18 protein-coding genes and 1 pseudogene are annotated in these 16,203 nt (G+C 64.6%); 7 read left to right on the forward strand and 12 right to left on the reverse strand.

Features of this window, described 5'->3' with window-relative positions; translation table 11 throughout:
• Positions 1-85 precede the first annotated feature (85 nt).
• From AC1VNY_RS12110 to AC1VNY_RS12135, 6 genes and pseudogenes are all read right to left on the reverse strand, one after another.
• Positions 86-457: a hypothetical protein gene (locus AC1VNY_RS12110; RefSeq protein ID WP_482405313.1), complete on the reverse strand. Its 372-nt coding sequence runs from the start codon at positions 455-457 to the stop codon at positions 86-88.
• A 76-nt stretch (positions 458-533) separates the two neighbouring features.
• Positions 534-755 (reverse strand): hypothetical protein, encoded by a 222-nt coding sequence (locus AC1VNY_RS12115; protein ID WP_038386759.1) that lies wholly within the window; start codon positions 753-755, stop codon positions 534-536.
• Between the two features lie 33 nt (positions 756-788).
• The gene (locus AC1VNY_RS12120; protein WP_482405314.1) at positions 789-1,637 is read right to left on the reverse strand and encodes a hypothetical protein; all 849 of its coding nucleotides are present in this window, start codon (positions 1,635-1,637) and stop codon (positions 789-791) included.
• Between the two features lie 251 nt (positions 1,638-1,888).
• The gene (locus AC1VNY_RS12125) at positions 1,889-2,143 is read right to left on the reverse strand and encodes a hypothetical protein (protein WP_482405315.1); all 255 of its coding nucleotides are present in this window, start codon (positions 2,141-2,143) and stop codon (positions 1,889-1,891) included.
• A 382-nt stretch (positions 2,144-2,525) separates the two neighbouring features.
• On the reverse strand, positions 2,526-3,272 hold the full coding sequence (locus AC1VNY_RS12130) for a Crp/Fnr family transcriptional regulator (RefSeq protein ID WP_482405316.1): 747 nt from the start codon (positions 3,270-3,272) through the stop codon (positions 2,526-2,528).
• Positions 3,273-5,491: pseudogene (locus AC1VNY_RS12135) on the reverse strand (PAS domain-containing protein).
• Between the two features lie 449 nt (positions 5,492-5,940).
• Here AC1VNY_RS12135 and AC1VNY_RS12140 point away from each other — a divergent pair.
• On the forward strand, positions 5,941-6,369 hold the full coding sequence (locus AC1VNY_RS12140; protein ID WP_304500308.1) for a response regulator: 429 nt from the start codon (positions 5,941-5,943) through the stop codon (positions 6,367-6,369).
• Between the two features lie 120 nt (positions 6,370-6,489).
• Positions 6,490-6,696, forward strand: a complete 207-nt coding sequence (locus AC1VNY_RS12145; protein ID WP_482405317.1) for a hypothetical protein — start codon at positions 6,490-6,492, stop codon at positions 6,694-6,696.
• Between the two features lie 445 nt (positions 6,697-7,141).
• On the opposite strand, the gene AC1VNY_RS12150 is transcribed toward AC1VNY_RS12145, so the two are convergent.
• Positions 7,142-7,303 carry a hypothetical protein gene (locus AC1VNY_RS12150; RefSeq protein ID WP_482405318.1) on the reverse strand — a complete coding sequence of 54 codons (162 nt, stop codon included), beginning with the start codon at positions 7,301-7,303 and terminating at the stop codon, positions 7,142-7,144.
• 399 nt (positions 7,304-7,702) lie between these two features.
• Here AC1VNY_RS12150 and AC1VNY_RS12155 point away from each other — a divergent pair, with 399 nt between their 5' ends.
• Positions 7,703-7,807 carry a phosphoketolase family protein gene (locus AC1VNY_RS12155; RefSeq protein ID WP_482405327.1) on the forward strand — a complete coding sequence of 35 codons (105 nt, stop codon included), beginning with the start codon at positions 7,703-7,705 and terminating at the stop codon, positions 7,805-7,807.
• A 216-nt stretch (positions 7,808-8,023) separates the two neighbouring features.
• Here the strand turns inward: AC1VNY_RS12155 and AC1VNY_RS12160 are convergent, their stop codons facing one another.
• A complete protein-coding gene (locus tag AC1VNY_RS12160; protein WP_304495426.1) occupies positions 8,024-8,830 on the reverse strand; it encodes an enoyl-CoA hydratase/isomerase family protein in 807 nt (268 codons plus the stop codon).
• A gap of 74 nt (positions 8,831-8,904) precedes the next feature.
• Here AC1VNY_RS12160 and nthA point away from each other — a divergent pair, with 74 nt between their 5' ends.
• The 3 genes from nthA to AC1VNY_RS12175 are packed head-to-tail and all read left to right on the forward strand — an operon-like array spanning position 8,905 to position 10,567.
• The gene (gene nthA, locus AC1VNY_RS12165; protein ID WP_028344028.1) at positions 8,905-9,534 is read left to right on the forward strand and encodes a nitrile hydratase subunit alpha; all 630 of its coding nucleotides are present in this window, start codon (positions 8,905-8,907) and stop codon (positions 9,532-9,534) included.
• Entirely contained in the window at positions 9,531-10,190 is a 660-nt protein-coding gene (gene nthB, locus AC1VNY_RS12170) for a nitrile hydratase subunit beta (protein ID WP_482405319.1), read from the forward strand. Before nthA ends, nthB begins: the two co-directional genes overlap by 4 nt.
• On the forward strand, positions 10,190-10,567 hold the full coding sequence (locus AC1VNY_RS12175; protein ID WP_482405320.1) for a nitrile hydratase accessory protein: 378 nt from the start codon (positions 10,190-10,192) through the stop codon (positions 10,565-10,567). The genes nthB and AC1VNY_RS12175 overlap by 1 nt, the downstream gene beginning before the upstream one ends.
• 348 nt (positions 10,568-10,915) lie before the next feature.
• Here the strand turns inward: AC1VNY_RS12175 and queC are convergent, their stop codons facing one another.
• Positions 10,916-11,635 (reverse strand): 7-cyano-7-deazaguanine synthase QueC, encoded by a 720-nt coding sequence (queC, locus tag AC1VNY_RS12180; protein WP_482405321.1) that lies wholly within the window; start codon positions 11,633-11,635, stop codon positions 10,916-10,918.
• Between the two features lie 128 nt (positions 11,636-11,763).
• Here queC and mazG point away from each other — a divergent pair, with 128 nt between their 5' ends.
• The gene (gene mazG / locus AC1VNY_RS12185) at positions 11,764-12,609 is read left to right on the forward strand and encodes a nucleoside triphosphate pyrophosphohydrolase (RefSeq protein ID WP_482405322.1); all 846 of its coding nucleotides are present in this window, start codon (positions 11,764-11,766) and stop codon (positions 12,607-12,609) included.
• Positions 12,610-12,761: 152 nt separating this feature from the next.
• Here mazG and mgtE read toward each other — a convergent pair whose 3' ends face one another.
• The 3 genes from mgtE to hfq form a co-directional block, all read right to left on the reverse strand.
• On the reverse strand, positions 12,762-14,132 hold the full coding sequence (mgtE, locus tag AC1VNY_RS12190; protein ID WP_482405323.1) for a magnesium transporter: 1,371 nt from the start codon (positions 14,130-14,132) through the stop codon (positions 12,762-12,764).
• Between the two features lie 156 nt (positions 14,133-14,288).
• Positions 14,289-15,683, reverse strand: a complete 1,395-nt coding sequence (gene hflX / locus AC1VNY_RS12195) for a GTPase HflX (RefSeq protein WP_482405324.1) — start codon at positions 15,681-15,683, stop codon at positions 14,289-14,291.
• Positions 15,684-15,694: 11 nt separating this feature from the next.
• A complete protein-coding gene (gene hfq, locus AC1VNY_RS12200; protein WP_006020546.1) occupies positions 15,695-15,943 on the reverse strand; it encodes an RNA chaperone Hfq in 249 nt (82 codons plus the stop codon).
• Between the last annotated feature and the right edge of the window lie 260 nt (positions 15,944-16,203).

The raw sequence follows: 16,203 nt of genomic DNA on the forward strand, positions 1-16,203 counted from the left end.
GCACCCGACAACCCGGCAGGAAGATCGACGTTCCTCCCCCGGCAACGCGACAGCTCGCGCCTCGCGGGGCAGCGCGGGCCGAGCGCTAACTAACCGGAGGGAGATTTGCGCGTGGTGGCATGGAGCTCGGGAATGGCTTGGCGACCATGAGCGTCGCGCGTTCGTCGGTTTCGAGCGCGATTTTCTGGGCAAGCATGACGTCGCCCGCCACCAGCGAGCCGACGGGCCGGAAGCACCAGCCCAGCACGATGCGGTCGCCCCCGTCCATCTCGTAGACGTTGGTCGAGGTGCCGTAGCAAATCCGGTATCGCTTGCCGGACTCCGAGCCGATGACGTCGAAGCGATTATGTTTTTCGAACTGCACCCGCTGCTCGGGTGACAGCCACGCGGACAGCAGCGCAAGTCCGCGCGCCTCAATTCGCTCATAGGCCTTCCAGCGATCCCAGATCGCGGCCATGGTCGCACACAACGTGCTGGCGGCTCCTCGGAGCGCGGATCGCAGGGGCATCTCGCGCAGACGGGCGAGCATGGCGTCAGCCGCCGACCAGCCTCGGATAGAACAACGTTTCCTCGGCGGTCGGATCAAGCGCGCGGACCAACCTCGCCTCTCCGGTCGCCTGCCGAATTGCGGCAGTGTAGCCGTCCGATGTGAGCTGGGCGAAGCGGGCATTCGCCCAGGCCAATTGCTCGCTGTTGTCGGGATCGAATTGCTGCCTCGTGTCGCCGGAGTGGTCCATCACCAAGATCGTTGCCATCATCGTCTCCCTTGAAGGACATTCACAACTGCATCAGACAATCGGCACGGCCGTCGTCGGCCTGCCGCCCATCCACTCCGGCAACGCGGCGCCGTCGCGGTGACGGCCACCCGCGCCGGCCGCGGCCCACGCGGCGACCGCACCGAACAGCAGCGCCGCCGCAACCGAGAACGCCAGAATCACCGCGCTGCGCCGCGACCGCTGGATCGCGGTCCTGGCATCGCCCATCACGCTGTCGACGCGCTTCTCCGCCTCCGCCGCGGCCAGACCGGTCGCGGCCGCGACCTGCTGGATCAGATAGCTGCGATCGTCACTGTTGACGCCGCTGCGGCCGGAGCTCGTCAGCAGGATGCGGCCGGCCTCCGCCCGCTCGTAGCCGATATCGAGATTGGCCGGACGCCGCAGCGACCGGTACAGGCGGTCGAGCTCGGCGCTCAGCAACGGCTCCGCGGCCGTCGCAGATGGCCGGTTCTGGACCACCGGGCGCGCGGTGGACAGGCCAACCAGCGTGACGATTGTAGCACCGAGGATGACGGCGAGCGCCCAGGCGGTCAGTCCGTGAAGCCCGTCGCGGCTGTCGATCTCGTCGGATGGCGTCGCGCCGATCACGCGCTGCGCCCGGCCGGCGATGTAGCCGCCGACGCCGAAGCTCACCACCGCCTGAAGAATCAAATACAGCCCCGACAGCAACGCGAGCGCGGCCGATGCGTCGCGCCATGACGGCGAGCTTGAACTCACGCCCAATCCGACCGCCGCGCCGAAGCCGATCAGGATCACCGACAGCGCCGCCGCAGCCAGCGCGCCGGCGATGACCGGGCTCCATTGCAGCCGAAGCCCGGTCCTGTTGGCGGCGGACACGGCAAGCCCTCGCTCGTTATCCATGACGCGCCTACCGCAGCCCGAAGAACGACAATATCGCCAAAATGACCACGATCAGTCCGACCAGATAAATCAACTGGTTCATGCAAACCTCCTCCGTCCACCTCGTCCCGTCCTGACAATTTGGTGGATCGGCCAAGGTTCCTACGTCGACGAAGCGGCGCGATGCGGTAACGCCAATGAAAAGGGCCCCGCCGAAGCGAGGCCCTCACCGGTCGTCGCGAGCTGGTTATCGCGACGTGCGACCAGCACCGTTAATCGTCCCAGTCATGACCACGGATCACGAAGCCGCGGTCGCGGTAGTAGTCGCGATGATGGTTGTACCAGCCGTGGTGCCAGCCCCGGTCATGCCGGTATACGTCGACGCGCGGGCCACCATAATAATATCGATTGCCGTAGTAGCCGTGGTCGCTGCCGACATAGATGCCCACACCCTGCGCGCTCGCAACGGTCGGTGCCGCTATCGAGAGTGCCGCAACTGCGGCAAGAGCGTAAGTAAGCTTCGTCATGACATCCTCCTTTCCAGTACACCGTGACAACGACTGGCGTCCGCGCACGTTGCAGGAACAGGATCGGAACTTTCCTGAACGTTCCTTCACCATCATGGCGGCTGCACGTGACCGGCGCACGAGATCGAGGAGCCCTCGACGCGCTCTGCTCGATCGCTGTGGCTCCACTCTCACCTGTTCGACACAAGTGACCCCAGCTCAGGGGTGGAGAGCTGGGGTCGTAGCGGGGTTCTCCTGGTTGCGCTGACGGCCGGTCGGCGCGTCAGCTCGTGAGAACCTGCGCTTCGCAACGGGTTCCGGTACTAACGTCTGCAAATGTGCGACGCACAATCGCGGCAAGCGCAGCGCCCGCGTCAGCCCGACAAAGCCGCCTTGCCGCGTCTCAGCCGTGCCGCTTGGTGTGCAGATAGTCGGCCGAAAACAGCGCCGTGTCCTTGAGCTGCTTCAGGTCGTTGATCGTCAGTATGCGGTCGCGCAGCACGATCAGGCCGGCGCCGCGCAGCTCCTGCAGCGTCCTGTTGACATGGACTACGGACAGCCCGGTGGCATCGGCGAGATCCGTCTGCGTGATCGGAAACAGGCAGGAATCGCCGTCGATCATTCCGACCGGCAGCAGGCGCTCATAAAGTTCGCACAACAGATGCGCGACCCGCTCCAGCGCCACGCGCCGTCCGATATTGGCCGTCCATTCCCGCTGGATCGCGCTGTTCACGATGGTTTCGCACCACAGCGCTTCTTCCAGCGTACGGTCGCTCGCCAGCAGCTGCTCGAACGCCGGACGCTTGATGTCGGCGTAGGTGACCGGGGTCAGTGCGCCGATCGAATGATCCATTACGGAAAGCAGATAAACGCAGGCATCGCAGCTGTCGCCCGGCAGGACAAAATTGACGATTTGGCGGCGGCCGTCGGCCAGCGTCTTGTAGCGGCAGAGCCAGCCCGACAGGATGATTCTGACGCTGTCGACCGGATCGCCTTCGGTCGCGAGGTCCTCACCCGGGCTGGCGCGGTGCAGCCCCTCCTGGATCGCCTGCTGCAGCAACGCGATCCCCCGTTCGGACAATTGCCGCAAGGCGTTGAGCCGCCGGATCACCGGCTGCGCCAGATTCCCCTCGAGCATCGGGGGATGCATCTAGCTCCCCATACTCGGCGTATGGATGGCCTGCGCGCTCATCGGTATAGCGATCGTGCAGTGAAATCCCGACGGATTGAACTCGAGCGTGCTCTCGCCCTTGAACTCGAACGCCAGCGTCCGCTCCAGGAGATCGGATCCAAATCCCCTGCGGCGCGGCGGCGTCACCGCCGGCCCGCTGCGTTCGCGCCAGTCGAACACCAGTTGCCGTGGCTCGGCCGCGTCATCGACCCGCCATGAGACGTCGATGCGCCCGGCGCGTTGGCTCAGCGCGCCATATTTCAAGGCGTTGGTTGCGAGCTCGTGGAGTGCCAGCGCGAAAGTCTCCGCGGCCTTGGGTTGCAGGCGGATTCCGGGACCGGAGACCTTCAGTTGCTCGCCCTCCCGCGCGTTGTAAGCCAGCAATTCCTCGACCACGAGGTATTCGAGATCAACGCCGCCTGCCGGATCTCGGGTCACCAGCGACTGGGTCCGCGCGAAGGCGTTGAGCCGGCCGTCGAGATGCGATGCGTAGTCCTCGAGCTCGCGCTGGTCTCGGCCGAGCGGCGCGCGATCGAGCGGACCACGCCGAGCGTGTTGCGGACGCGGTGCTGCAATTCGGCATGCAGCAGGCGCTGCCGCTCCTCGGCCCGCGTGATAGCAGTGACATCGATGAAGCTGATCACGACACCGGCGACGAAATCGTCGATTCTGCGGTAAGGCAGGATGCGCACGATGTAGCGCGTGCCGCTGTCGGGCGCGGTCAGCTCGCGCTCGGCGCTGGCCAGCGTCCGCTGCACGCGGCGGACATCGTCGTAGAGCTCCTCGATCGGAATGCGCGCCTTGATATGCGCGATCGGGCGGCCGACATCGGTCTCGACCAGATGCAGCAACTGCGTGATCGCCGGCGTGAAGTTCATCACCTTCAGATCGTTGTCGAGGAATACGGTTGCGATGCGGGTGCTCTCGAGGAAATTCTTCAGGTCGCTGGTGGCCTGGGTGAGACCCTGCACGCGGTGCGCCAGCTCGCCATTGACGGTGGTCAGCTCCCCATTGACCGACTGCAACTCCTCGCGCGAGGTCTCCAGCTCCTCGTTGAGCGACTGATATTCCTCGTTGGAGGACTTCAGCTTCTCATTGGTGTTTTCGAGTTCCTCGATGGTGGCCTGCAGCCGCTCGCGGGTGGCGCGCAGCTCGCTTTCCAGCCGCTCGACATGATCGGTCCTGGCCAGAATGCTGGGATTGCTCTCGGCCTGCTCCACGGGACGGATCGGGCCATCCTTGAACAGCACGACGAAATTGCGATGGCCGGCAGGGCCGTCCTGGATCGGCTCGACGGTGATGTCGACCAGCACGCGATGCCCGTTGACGCCGAGCTGCACCTGCTCGGCATGCGCCGCTTCATTGGTTTCAGCGGCACGGGTGAGCACGGTGCGCAATTCAAGCCTGAGGTCGCGATGCACAAGTTGCAGCAAATCGAGCGTCGCCGCCCCGGCGGTCGGCTCGATGTAGCGGCCGGTGCGGTCGGAGGAATGCAGGATGTGAAAACTGCCGTCGGTGATGACAAAGGCCGGCGCATAGCGCTCTGCGATGCGCTGGGCGCGGCGCTCGAGGCCGACGTCCGGGCCAACGGAACGTACCGGCGGGATGTCGATCGCGCCCCGTCCGGCCGCCGTCGTGATGGGGAATTCCGGCGGCAGCCGCGTCCCGGTCTCGAGCCGGCGGAGGTGGCGGGAATAGACGTCGATATGCTCCGGAATGTCCTCCGGCGGCAGGACAAAATCGGCGATCGCCGCGGCCGAGCTGCCTTCGTCGTGGGGGTTGGACTGACCGTCGCCAATGCGTTCGGCGATCGCGAGGCCCCCATGATCCTTCAAGGTCCCGACCCCGAGCATACCGTCGCCGCCCGTGCCGGCCAACACGACGCCGATCGACCGCTCGGCGCGCTCCTCCGCCAGCGAGACCAGGAAGCTGTCGATGGTCGCCCGGTCACCGCGCGCCTGCTCGGCGCGCCGGACGGCGAAACGGTCGCCATGAATGGTAGTGATCATGTCGGACGGACACAGATGGATCACGCCGCCCTCGACGAGCTGTCCGTCGCTGATCTCGGACACCCTCGCGCCTTCCGATCGCTGCAACGCGGCGTGCAGCCGGGTATCCTCGATGGCATCGTGGTCCTGCAGCACGAGGACGACGGCTTGATCCGGATTGAGCCGCAGCCGGGAAAAGAAACGCTCGATACTATCGAGAGCGCCGGCGGATGCGCCCACGCCTACGATCAGCGGCGCCTTGCTCTTGCGCTCTCCATCTCCGCCCTGGGGTTGACCGACGTCATCCATGGTCGCAGCGGCTCTCAATTCTCCGAAGGGCATTCTCGCCCGTGCCCGTTGATACCAGAGTTTGATCGTATCCCGATGGGATAAGTAGGAAATCTCCGACCTGCAGGGAAGCGCGATGTGGCCGCCGCTTGTCCTCCAGAGCGCGACGGATCATGTTGCTTGGCGGCGCCCGACCCGACGATAGACCTTTCCAGCGAGTTCGCGCCGCTACCCCGGCTGAACCGCCGATGACGATGTTGTCCCGATTGGACATGGAACCTGCCCTTTCCAACATTGTTTGCAACAAGGCGAGCATTCGTCCTATGTTCCAATTCTGCGATGACGACATGCCGGGCGCGGCCGGAGTTGATATGTCTGATTTTTTTGCACGTTTGCCCGAGGGCGCATTGCTGACCGGTCGGCGCGTCCTGATCGTCGAAGACGAATATTTCCTTGCCGACGACATGCGCAGCGCGCTGCGCGCGCTTGGTGCTGATATCGCCGGGCCGGCCGGTGATATCGACGATGCGCTTCGTATCCTTCACGACGGCGGCGTGATCGATGGTGCGGTGCTCGATGTCAACATCCGCAAGCAGATGATCTATCCGGTCGCGCGCGAGCTGCAGGCGCGCGGCGTGCCGATCGTGTTCACCTCGGGATACGACAAGGTCGTGCTCGGCACCGAGTTCGCGGACGTCCCGTTGTGGGAGAAGCCGTTCGATCAGCGCGCCATGGCGCACGGGCTCGCCGGCATGATCCTGCGCGGTGATCCCATGAAGCAGATTGATCCGCAGGTCTGACCGCCTGTCTCATGGCGCTGCTGGACATGAATAATCCGCTCGAGCATTTGCAAATGTTAGTGCGGAGGTTTGCAGAGAGCCCCACGATACTCCAGTCACGATATCGGACGGGGGTGCGTAATGACCGAGATCGAACGACGTATCGAGTTGCTGGAGCAGACGGCCGCAGAACGCGCGCTGATCGCCGACCTCTCAACCGTCACGGAAACGCGCATCCGTAACGCCCAATTGGCAGATGAGTTGCGCCTCGTCGTCGCACAGCTCAGGACGTTGAGATCGGATGACGTTCATGCGGTGAGATGCGGTGGACGCCGAGCGTGGTACTGACGAGAGCACGCAAGGCGGACGGCGAAATCGTGCAGGCCTGACGCCTCCCCGGCGAGACTGGGCTTTGTTGTTACCGCAGGGAAAGCCGGGTTGTTTCCGGTTACACCTGTGTGTCCTACCTCCCGCGTTTTTCATTATGCGGGATCCATTGGGTGCGATCGGCAGCCGGCTTTCCCTGCGCCCTCTGCTTTCAGGGCGGCGAAACGAAATGCAAAGCTCGGGCGATTCATGTCGCGAGAGCGCGAAATCATGACCACTGATCGCGCAACACACTCGCTGTCGTCCCTGCGAAAGCAGGGACCCATAACCACAAACGCAAATTGTTACGCGATGCTGGAACGACGAGTCCCGCCTGTAACGCCCGCCGCGGCGTATGGGTCCCTGCTTTCGCAGGGACGACGTGGGGGTTGGAGTTGTGCGCCCCGATGCAGCAAGCTACGCGGCCTCAGGCAGGTTGCAGCTCCGCCCCACCCGCCCTCGCCGCGTGCGGGCGGGCTTCGTCGATCGAAGCGAACGGGCCGGCGACGTGATAGCCGGCCTGCCGTGCCAGGGCAGCACAGTCATCGGCAATGAAATACTCGTCTTCCACGATCAAGATCGTACGCATAGCAGCACCTCTGCCAGTTGCGCGGATGATCGAGGCGTTAACGTTCTGCCGCTGGTCGGGTTTCCGGACAGCCGCTCACCGCCTGTCTTCAGGACAGCGGCTATGGCCTATTTTAATGAGCGGGGAATTTCGATGCCCAAGGCGGGCTGGTCCCGTTTTCCAGGCACGCGCCGTCAGCTACCGGCCACCAGCAACCCGAGGTACAGCCAGAGGACAATTGTCACTGTGATCGTTGCGGCGAAAAAGTAGCGGTCGATGAGATTCATCAACTGCACCCTTCGGCTGACTAAGGCGGATATCGAATCGCGGTCGAGACATCAGTCGCCCCCGCTTTTCATCTCTGCGCCTGGTTCCGGCATTAACATATGAGAGATCGAGTCGCTCGCAGGAATTCGCAAAATCCAAACAGAGGCGCGTGGCAGCAAACGATCGGAGCGCCCGCGCCGGCCGATGATCCTGCTGCGCAGTCCAAAGGGCTGGAGCGGTCGGAGAGGATTGGGATGACGATTTACATATGCAAATGCGGACGCCGGTGATGGGCGCATGATATCGGCTGCCTGCTCGGTCTCGACAACGGTGCAGGCGGATGACCCCAACGTCGGCTCCCAGGGCCCTGAAAGGTGCTGGGGTCGTCTCCGCACCGCAAAGGCCCTGACGCATCGGCCCGGCGTCAGGGCCTTCGCCATTCCGAAGCCTGGAAGGACTCCTGAACGAGAAGTATCAGCGCCCCTTGAAGCGCGGCTTCCGCCGTCCGAGGAATGCCGCGACGCCTTCCTTGTGATCCTCGGTCAGGCTCGCCAGCGCGAACTGGTCGAGGTCCATGTGGCTGGCGAGATCGTCGAGCGCATGTGCCAGCCGGTTGACCGTCAGCTTGGTCATCGCGACCGAGATCGGCGGCTGGGCGGCGACCTTGGCCGCGAGCGCCATCGCGGCTTCATATGACCTTCCAGGATCGGTCACCTGCTCCACCAGGCCCCATTCGTAGGCCTCCTCGGCCGAGATCCGGTCGTCGGCCAGGATCACAGCCTGCTTGGTGCGCGCCGGTCCCATCAGATGCAGCATGCGCGGCACGCTCTGCCAGCTCATGTTCATGCCGAGTGCGATTTCCGGCACCCGCATGTGCGCGTCGCGCGCCATGACGCGGAAATCCAGCGCGACCGCGAGTGCCACGCCGCCGCCGACGCAAAACCCCTCGATCGCGCCGATCGTGACCTGCTCCATGTCCTGCCAGGCGCGCGTCAGCCGCGGCCCGAGCTTCAGGTGCCGGCGCAGCGCGCCCATGTCCATGGTCTGGCGAGAACGCCCTTCGGCATCCTTGAGGTCGAAGCCGGCGCTGAACGATTTGGCGCCGCCGGTCAGCACCACCACCGAGGTCTCGCCGTCGTCCTCGAAACTGCGCGCCGCGTCGGTCAGCTGCCGCAGCGCATCCGGCGACAGCGCGTTGATACCGTCGCCGCGGTCGAAGCGCACCACCGCGATCCGTCCCTCCGGTCCGAGCCCCTTCTCGATCGTCACATCATCAACCACGCATACCTCCCCGCTCGCATTCTTGTGTACTGCCTGCCTCGACATAGCACGACGGTTTCGCCTATTCTGTGGGCATGAGCGAACATGATCATCACCACCACGATCACGACCATTCCGAACTGTCGGAGACCGAACTGCGCGTCCGCGCGCTGGAATCGATCCTGACCGAGAAGGGCTATGTCGAGGCTGCCGCGCTCGACGCTATCGTGCAGGCCTACGAGACCAAGATCGGCCCGCATAACGGCGCCCGCGTCGTCGCCAAGGCCTGGACCGATCCCGCCTTCAAGAAGGCGCTGCTCGAGGACGCCAGCAAGGCGGTCGGCACCCTCGGCCATGTCAGCCGGGTCGGCGACCATCTGGTCGCGATCGAGAACACGCCCGGCCGCCACAACATGGTCGTCTGCACGTTGTGCTCCTGTTATCCCTGGGAAATGCTGGGGCTGCCGCCGGTCTGGTACAAGGCCTCGCCGTATCGCTCGCGCGCAGTCAAGGATCCGCGCGGCGTGCTTGCCGATTTCGGCGTCAGCCTGCCGAAGGAGACGGAAATCCGGGTCTGGGATTCGACCGCGGAGACCCGTTTTCTGGTGCTGCCGATGCGGCCCGAAGGCACCGAGGGCTGGAGCGAAGACCAGCTCGCCGAGCTGGTGACGCGCGATTCCATGATCGGCACCGGCTTCCCCAAAAAGCCGGGAGCCCCGTCATGAACGGCGTCCACGACATGGGCGGCATGGACGGATTCGGCAAGGTCGAGCCCGAGCCGAACGAGCCGATGTTCCATCAGGAATGGGAATCCCGGGTGCTCGCCATGGTCCGCGCGATGGGCGCCGCCGGCGCCTTCAACATCGACGCCTCGCGCTTCTATCGCGAGACCCTGCCCCCGCAGGTCTATCTGTCGAGCTCCTACTACAGGAAATGGCTGCTCGGGCTGGAAGCTTTGCTGCTCGACAAAGGCTATATCTCCAAGGACGACGTTACTGCCGGACATGCCGTCGCGCCGGCGAAAGCGCTCAAGCACGGCAAGTTCTCGGTGGCCGACATCGAGCGCATCATGGTGCGCGGCAAGTTCGGCCGCGCCGCGCCAGGGCCGGCGAAATTCAAGGCCGGCGATCGGGTGCGGGCGAAGAACATCCATCCGGCCACCCACACGCGGCTGCCACGCTACGTGCGCGGTCACGTCGGGGTGGTCGAGCGCGATCATGGCTGTCATGTGTTTCCCGACACGGTGGCCAACGACGCCGGCGAACATCCGCAATGGCTGTACACCGTCGTGTTCGACGGACGCGAGCTGTGGGGACCGGACTCCGATCCGACCATCAAGGTCTCGATCGACGCGTTCGAGCCGTATCTGGAGGCCGTCTGATGGATGCCGGTGCCGCCGTGCGCGCCACCAGCGCCGTCTCGAGCATTCCCCGCGACCAGGACGGCCCGGTATTCCGCGCCCCCTGGGAAGCGCAGGCGTTCGCCATGGCGTTGAGCCTGCATGACCGCGGCGTGTTCACCTGGACCGAATGGGCTGCCGCGCTCGCCGACCAGATCAAGCGCGCGCAGGCTGCCGGCGATCCCGACACCGGCGAGACCTATTACCAGCATTGGCTGGCAACCCTCGAGCACCTCGTGGCCGCCAAGGGCGTCACGACGCATGAGACACTGCACCGCTACCGCGACGCCTGGGACCACGCCGCCGACCGCACCCCGCACGGCCAGCCGATCGTGCTGACGCCGGGGGATTTCGCGTAGCGGCGCATTTCCGCCGTAGCACCAGATCGCGCCGCATTCACAGCTGTCGTCCCTGCGAAAGCAGGGACCCATACTCCGCGGCGAATATTGTGTGAACGCGACTCGTCGTTCCACCATCGCTCAACAAAGATCATTTGTGGTTATGGGTCCCGGCCTTCGCCGGGACGACGATGAGGATGGGTTTGCGATTCGAGCCGAATCTGGCACAATTTCTGGATAATAGAAGAATACCGCTGAGTTGCCCGACGTGTCAAGTTGCGGTGTCGAACGGCAGCCGCCGACTCCTTTGCATGGGGTTGTTTTCGATATTTTGGCGGTGCGCCCCTGCGGACGGCTATCAGCCCACGGTTACGGGCGACCCTGCGCAACATATTCCCGCCAGCCCTTGGCCCGCAGGCTGCAGGCCGGGCATTCGCCGCAGCCATAGCCCCAATCGTGCTGCGCGCCGCGTTCGCCCAGATAGCAGGTGTGCGAGTGCTCGCGGATCAGGTCGACCAGCCCTGCTCCGCCGAGTTCGTGCGCGAGCTGCCAGGTCGCGGCCTTGTCGAGCCACATCAGCGGCGTGTGCAGCTCGAAATCCCTGGCCATGCCGAGATTGAGCGCGGACTGCAATGCCTTGATGGTCTCGTCGCGGCAATCCGGGTAGCCGGAATAGTCGGTCTCGCACATGCCGCCGACGATGTGGCGGATGCCGCGCCGATAGGCCAGCGCCGCGGCAAAGGTGAGGAACACGAGGTTGCGGCCGGGCACGAAGGTGTTCGGCAGGCCGTCCGCGCCCATTTCAATTGCGACGTCGCGGGTCAGCGCGGTGTCGGAAATCTCCGACAGCGTCGGGATCGCCAGTGTGTGGCTGTCGCCGAGCTTTGCTGCCCAATCCGGCCGCAGCGCCCTGATGCCGTCCAGCAGCTGGTCGCGGCAGTCGAGCTCGATGGCGTGACGCTGGCCGTAGGTAAAGCCGAGAATTTCCACGCGCGCGAAACGGTCCAACGCCCAGGCAAGGCAGGTGGTGGAGTCCTGGCCGCCGGAAAACAGCACCAGCGCAGTGTCGGAAGCGTTCTGATCGGTCATGGAACGCGATTTAGCACCTGACGGCGCCGTGGCCAATCCGTGGACAGTGCCGTGTTTCCGGCGTGTTTTGCTGGGATCGACAGGGCCGATTTGGCATAACGGCTATACCTCTCATCCAGCGGTGCTCCATGACCCCTTCCCGCGACATTTCCCGCCTGATCGAGATCATGGCTGCGCTGCGCACGCCGGTGACCGGCTGCCCATGGGACCTCGTGCAGAATTTCGAGACCATCGCGCCCTACACGATCGAGGAGGCTTATGAGGTTGCGGATGCGATCACGCGCGGCGATCTCGACGATTTGCGCGAGGAGCTCGGCGACCTGCTGTTGCAGGTGGTTTATCACGCCAGGATGGCCGAGGAGCAGAACGCGTTCGCGTTTGGCGATGTGGTCGAGGCGATCACCAGGAAGATGATCCGCCGTCACCCGCACGTCTTCGCCGACAAGGACGGCAATATCCAGCCTGCCGGCGTCAAGAGCGCCTGGGAACGGATCAAGGCCGAGGAGAAGGCCGAGCGCGCCGCGCGGCGGCCTCCAGAGGAGACCGCGCACAAATCGCTGCTGGCGAGCGTGAAGGCGGGCCTGCCTGCCCTGACGCGCGCGATGGAGTTGCAGCGCAAGGCGTCCACCGTCGGCTTCGACTGGAACGACCCGCGCGCGGTGCTCGCCAAGATCCGCGAGGAGGCCGACGAGATCGAAGCCGCGCTCGACCGCGACGACAGAGCGGAGATCGCGGAGGAAACCGGCGACCTGATGTTCGCGCTGGTCAACCTCGCCCGCCACGTCGACGCCGATCCGGAAACCGCGCTGCGCGCGACCAACGCCAAGTTCGAGCGGCGCTTTTCCTATATTGAGAAGGCGCTGGCGGCGAAGGGGCGTTCGCTCGACGGTGCGTCGCTGGAAGAGATGGACGCGTTGTGGAACGAAGCAAAGACCGCTGTCGTCCCTGCGAAAGCAGGGACCCATACCGCGTGATCTAACGGTAGGTTGGCGATACCAGTACCGCGCAATTCACCGCCAAGCTTGGTTGCGCCGAACAACTGCGACCGAGCTCAACAACGATGGCCGGTGGTTATGGGTCCCTGCTTTCGCAGGGACGACAGCCAGGTTGAGGGCGCAGGCTCAGCCTACAACAACGTCCCGCGCAGGATCACCGCGGCAACGCCGAAATAGATCACGAGACCTGTGACGTCGACCAGTGTCGCGACGAATGGCGCGGACGCGCTGGCCGGGTCGAAGCCGATGCGTTTGAGGATAAAGGGCAGCATCGAGCCGCACAGCGATCCGAACGTAACGATGCCGACCAGTGCGGCACCGACGGTCGCGGCGACGAGCACCCAGTGCGGACCGTAGTCGAACAGGCCGAGCGTCTGCCAGAGCGTGATCCTGATGATGCCGATCAGGCCGAGAATGGCGCCGAGCACGATGCCGGTCGGCAGTTCGCGCACGGCGACACGCCACCAGTCGCGCAGCCGCACCTCGTGCAGCGCCAGCGAGCGGATCAACAGCGAGGTGGCCTGCGAGCCGGAATTGCCGCCCGAGCTCATGATCAACGGGATGAAGAGCGTCAGGACGATCGCCTTCTCGAGCTCGCTCTGGTACGATTGCATTGCAGTCGCGGTCAGCATTTCCGACAGGAACAGCGCGCACAGCCAGCCGGCGCGCTTCTTGATCATCTCGCCGAAACCGATCCGCAGATACGGCTCGTCGATCGCTTCCATGCCGCCGAACTTCTGGGCGTCCTCGGTCGATTCCTCGACGATGGCGTCGATGACGTCGTCGACGGTGACGATGCCGAGGATATGGCCGGGGCCGTCGACGACCGCGACGGCGAGCAGGTCGTAGCGCGAGATCAGCCGCGCCGCCTCCATGCGGTCGGCCTCCGGCGAGATCATCAGCGGCTTCCGCGCCGGCGCCGCGGTCAGCACATTGGCGTGCGGATCGCCCGAGATCAGGCGGCGCAGCGGCACGGCCTGGATCAGGGTCTTCTTGACCGGGTCGATCACGAAGATTGAGTAGACGGTCTCGCGGGTGCGCTCGACCATCCGGATGTGATGCAGGACCTCCGCGATGGTCCAGCTCGAGGGCACGCTGACGAATTCGGTCGTCATGATGCTGCCGGCGCTGCGCTCGGGATAGGCCAATAGCCCCGAGATGACGTTGCGGGTCTCCGGATTGAGTCCGTTCAGCAGCGTGGTGCGCAGCGGCTCGATCAGCTCCTTGAAGATATCGGCGGCACGGTCGTCGGAGACGCCCGACAGCAGCGCGACCGCGGTATCTTTCGGCAGCTCGGCGAGGATCTCGCAGGTGTTGTCGAGCCCGGGCAGGTCGAGCACCTCGATCGCCTTCTCGGCCGGCAGCGAGCGCAGCAGCTTGGCGGCATCCGCGGGCTCGCGGGCGTTGAGCGCATCGACGATCTCGGGCGCGCGGACATGGGCAAGATCACCGTTCTGGCCGGCGAGCCTCTCTTTCGTAATGGTTTCGCTGGTGTCCTGCATCGATCCGCCTCGGCTTTGCGTTCTGCAGCGCAATGAACCAAGGCGGCGCGGATTTCAAACAGAAAGTGCGACGCCGCGTCGCAGGCGCATCGGCGCCCGCAACGTCACGGCATCGTCATATTTCGGAAGATTGCAGGGACCGTCTTTCGAGGGCGCTTACGCCTGGTGGGGAACGGCCGCGAACCGGCTCATCACGATGTCGCGCTTGGTCTCGTCGACGCGCACCGTCATGTCGAAGCGCTCGCCATGCAGCTCCTTGTTCAGAACCTCGGCATTGCGGTGCAGCCAGCTGATGCCGGCGCCATCGGAGGCGTCGATCGAGAGATTGAGCGTCGAGCGCTTGGCCGCGAGGCGATCCTCGATCGCGGCGAGCAGCGCATCGATCCCCTCGCCTGTTGCGGCCGAAACCAGGAAGCATGGCCGCTCCGGCGGACGGCGCGCGGCGATATTGCGCAAATTGTCCCGCTCCTCGGGATCAAAGCGGTCGATCTTGTTCCAGACCTCGATGATGCGCTGGCCGCCGTCGGCATCGGGGTCGATGCCGAGCTGGCGCAACACCGCCTCGACGTCGCGCTCCTGCGCCTCCGCATCCTCATGAGAGATGTCGCGGACATGCAGGATGATGTCGGCTTCCAGCACCTCTTCCAGCGTGGCGCGGAACGCGGCCACGAGCTGGGTCGGCAAATTGGAGATGAAGCCGACCGTGTCCGACAGCATCGCCTTGCCGCCATGCGGCAGGTTGAGCGCGCGCAGGGTCGGGTCGAGCGTTGCAAACAGCATGTCCGCGGCCTGTACGTCGGCGCGGGTCAGGCGGTTGAACAGCGTCGATTTGCCGGCATTGGTGTAGCCGACCAGCGCCACCACGCGATACGGCACGCGCTGGCGGCCGGCGCGATGCAGCCGCCGCGTCGCCTGCACTTTCTTCAACTCGCCTTCGAGCTTGGTGATGCGCTCGCTGATCAGGCGGCGGTCGGCCTCGATCTGGGTTTCGCCGGGGCCGCCCATGAAGCCGAAGCCGCCGCGCTGGCGCTCGAGATGGGTCCAGGACCGCACCAGGCGGCTGCGCTGGTAGTTGAGATGGGCGAGCTCGACCTGCAGCGCGCCTTCCTTGGTCTTGGCGCGGCGGCCGAAGATTTCCAGGATCAGGCCGGTGCGATCGAGCACCTTGGTGCTCCAGGCCTTCTCGAGATTGCGCTGCTGGATCGGCGACAGCGCGCAATCCATCACCACGAGCTCGACCTCGTTGCTGGCAACGAGCCCGTTGATCTCCTCGACCTTGCCCTTGCCGAGATAGGTCGCGGGCCGGATCTGGCTGATCGGCGCGATGACGGAGTCCACCACAGTGAGGTCGATCGCACCGGCGAGGCCGGCGGCTTCCTCGATCCGCGCTTCATAGTCGCGGACAGAGGAATCCGTTTGCGCATCGCCGTCGCCACGGCGCGTGCGCAGGTACGGGCCGATGACGATCACCCGCCCGGTGCTGCCGCTCCCCGCCGACCCGGCCCTGGACTTGGTCCGGTCGGCGCCCCCTTCACGATTGAAGGGTTCCAATCAGTTCACTCTCAAGCCGGTGCGTCCTCACCACCTTCGAACAACTGAATCGGAGCTCCGGGCATGATGGTCGAGATCGCGTGCTTGTAGACAAGCTGCGAGTGGCCGTCGCGCCGCAACAGCAAGCAGAAATTGTCGAACCATGTGACAATGCCCTGCAGCTTTACTCCGTTGACCAGAAATATCGTCAGTGGCGTCTTGGTTTTACGAACGTGATTAAGGAAGGTGTCTTGTAGATTTTGTGCGCGGTCTGCCGCCATTGTTTTTGTCCCGCAAGCTTGTGCTTCTTTTTATTGAACCGGTTGCTGCTCTCTGACGGAGCCTCCTCCGGCTGCCCACCTGCCACGAGATCCCCCTCCGGCAGGCATAGCGGTAGGATTAGAGGCTACGCGCGGTTTTTAGGCAAGCCAGTTCGCGGTGCAGTCGGTAGGAACACGGTGGCAATTCTAAGAAAGTGCGGGGAAAGAGACGAATATTCTCGTGGAGAGTGGATAAATCCCCGGTTGTACCGGCCCCACCC

Source organism: Bradyrhizobium ferriligni, assembly GCF_056837965.1.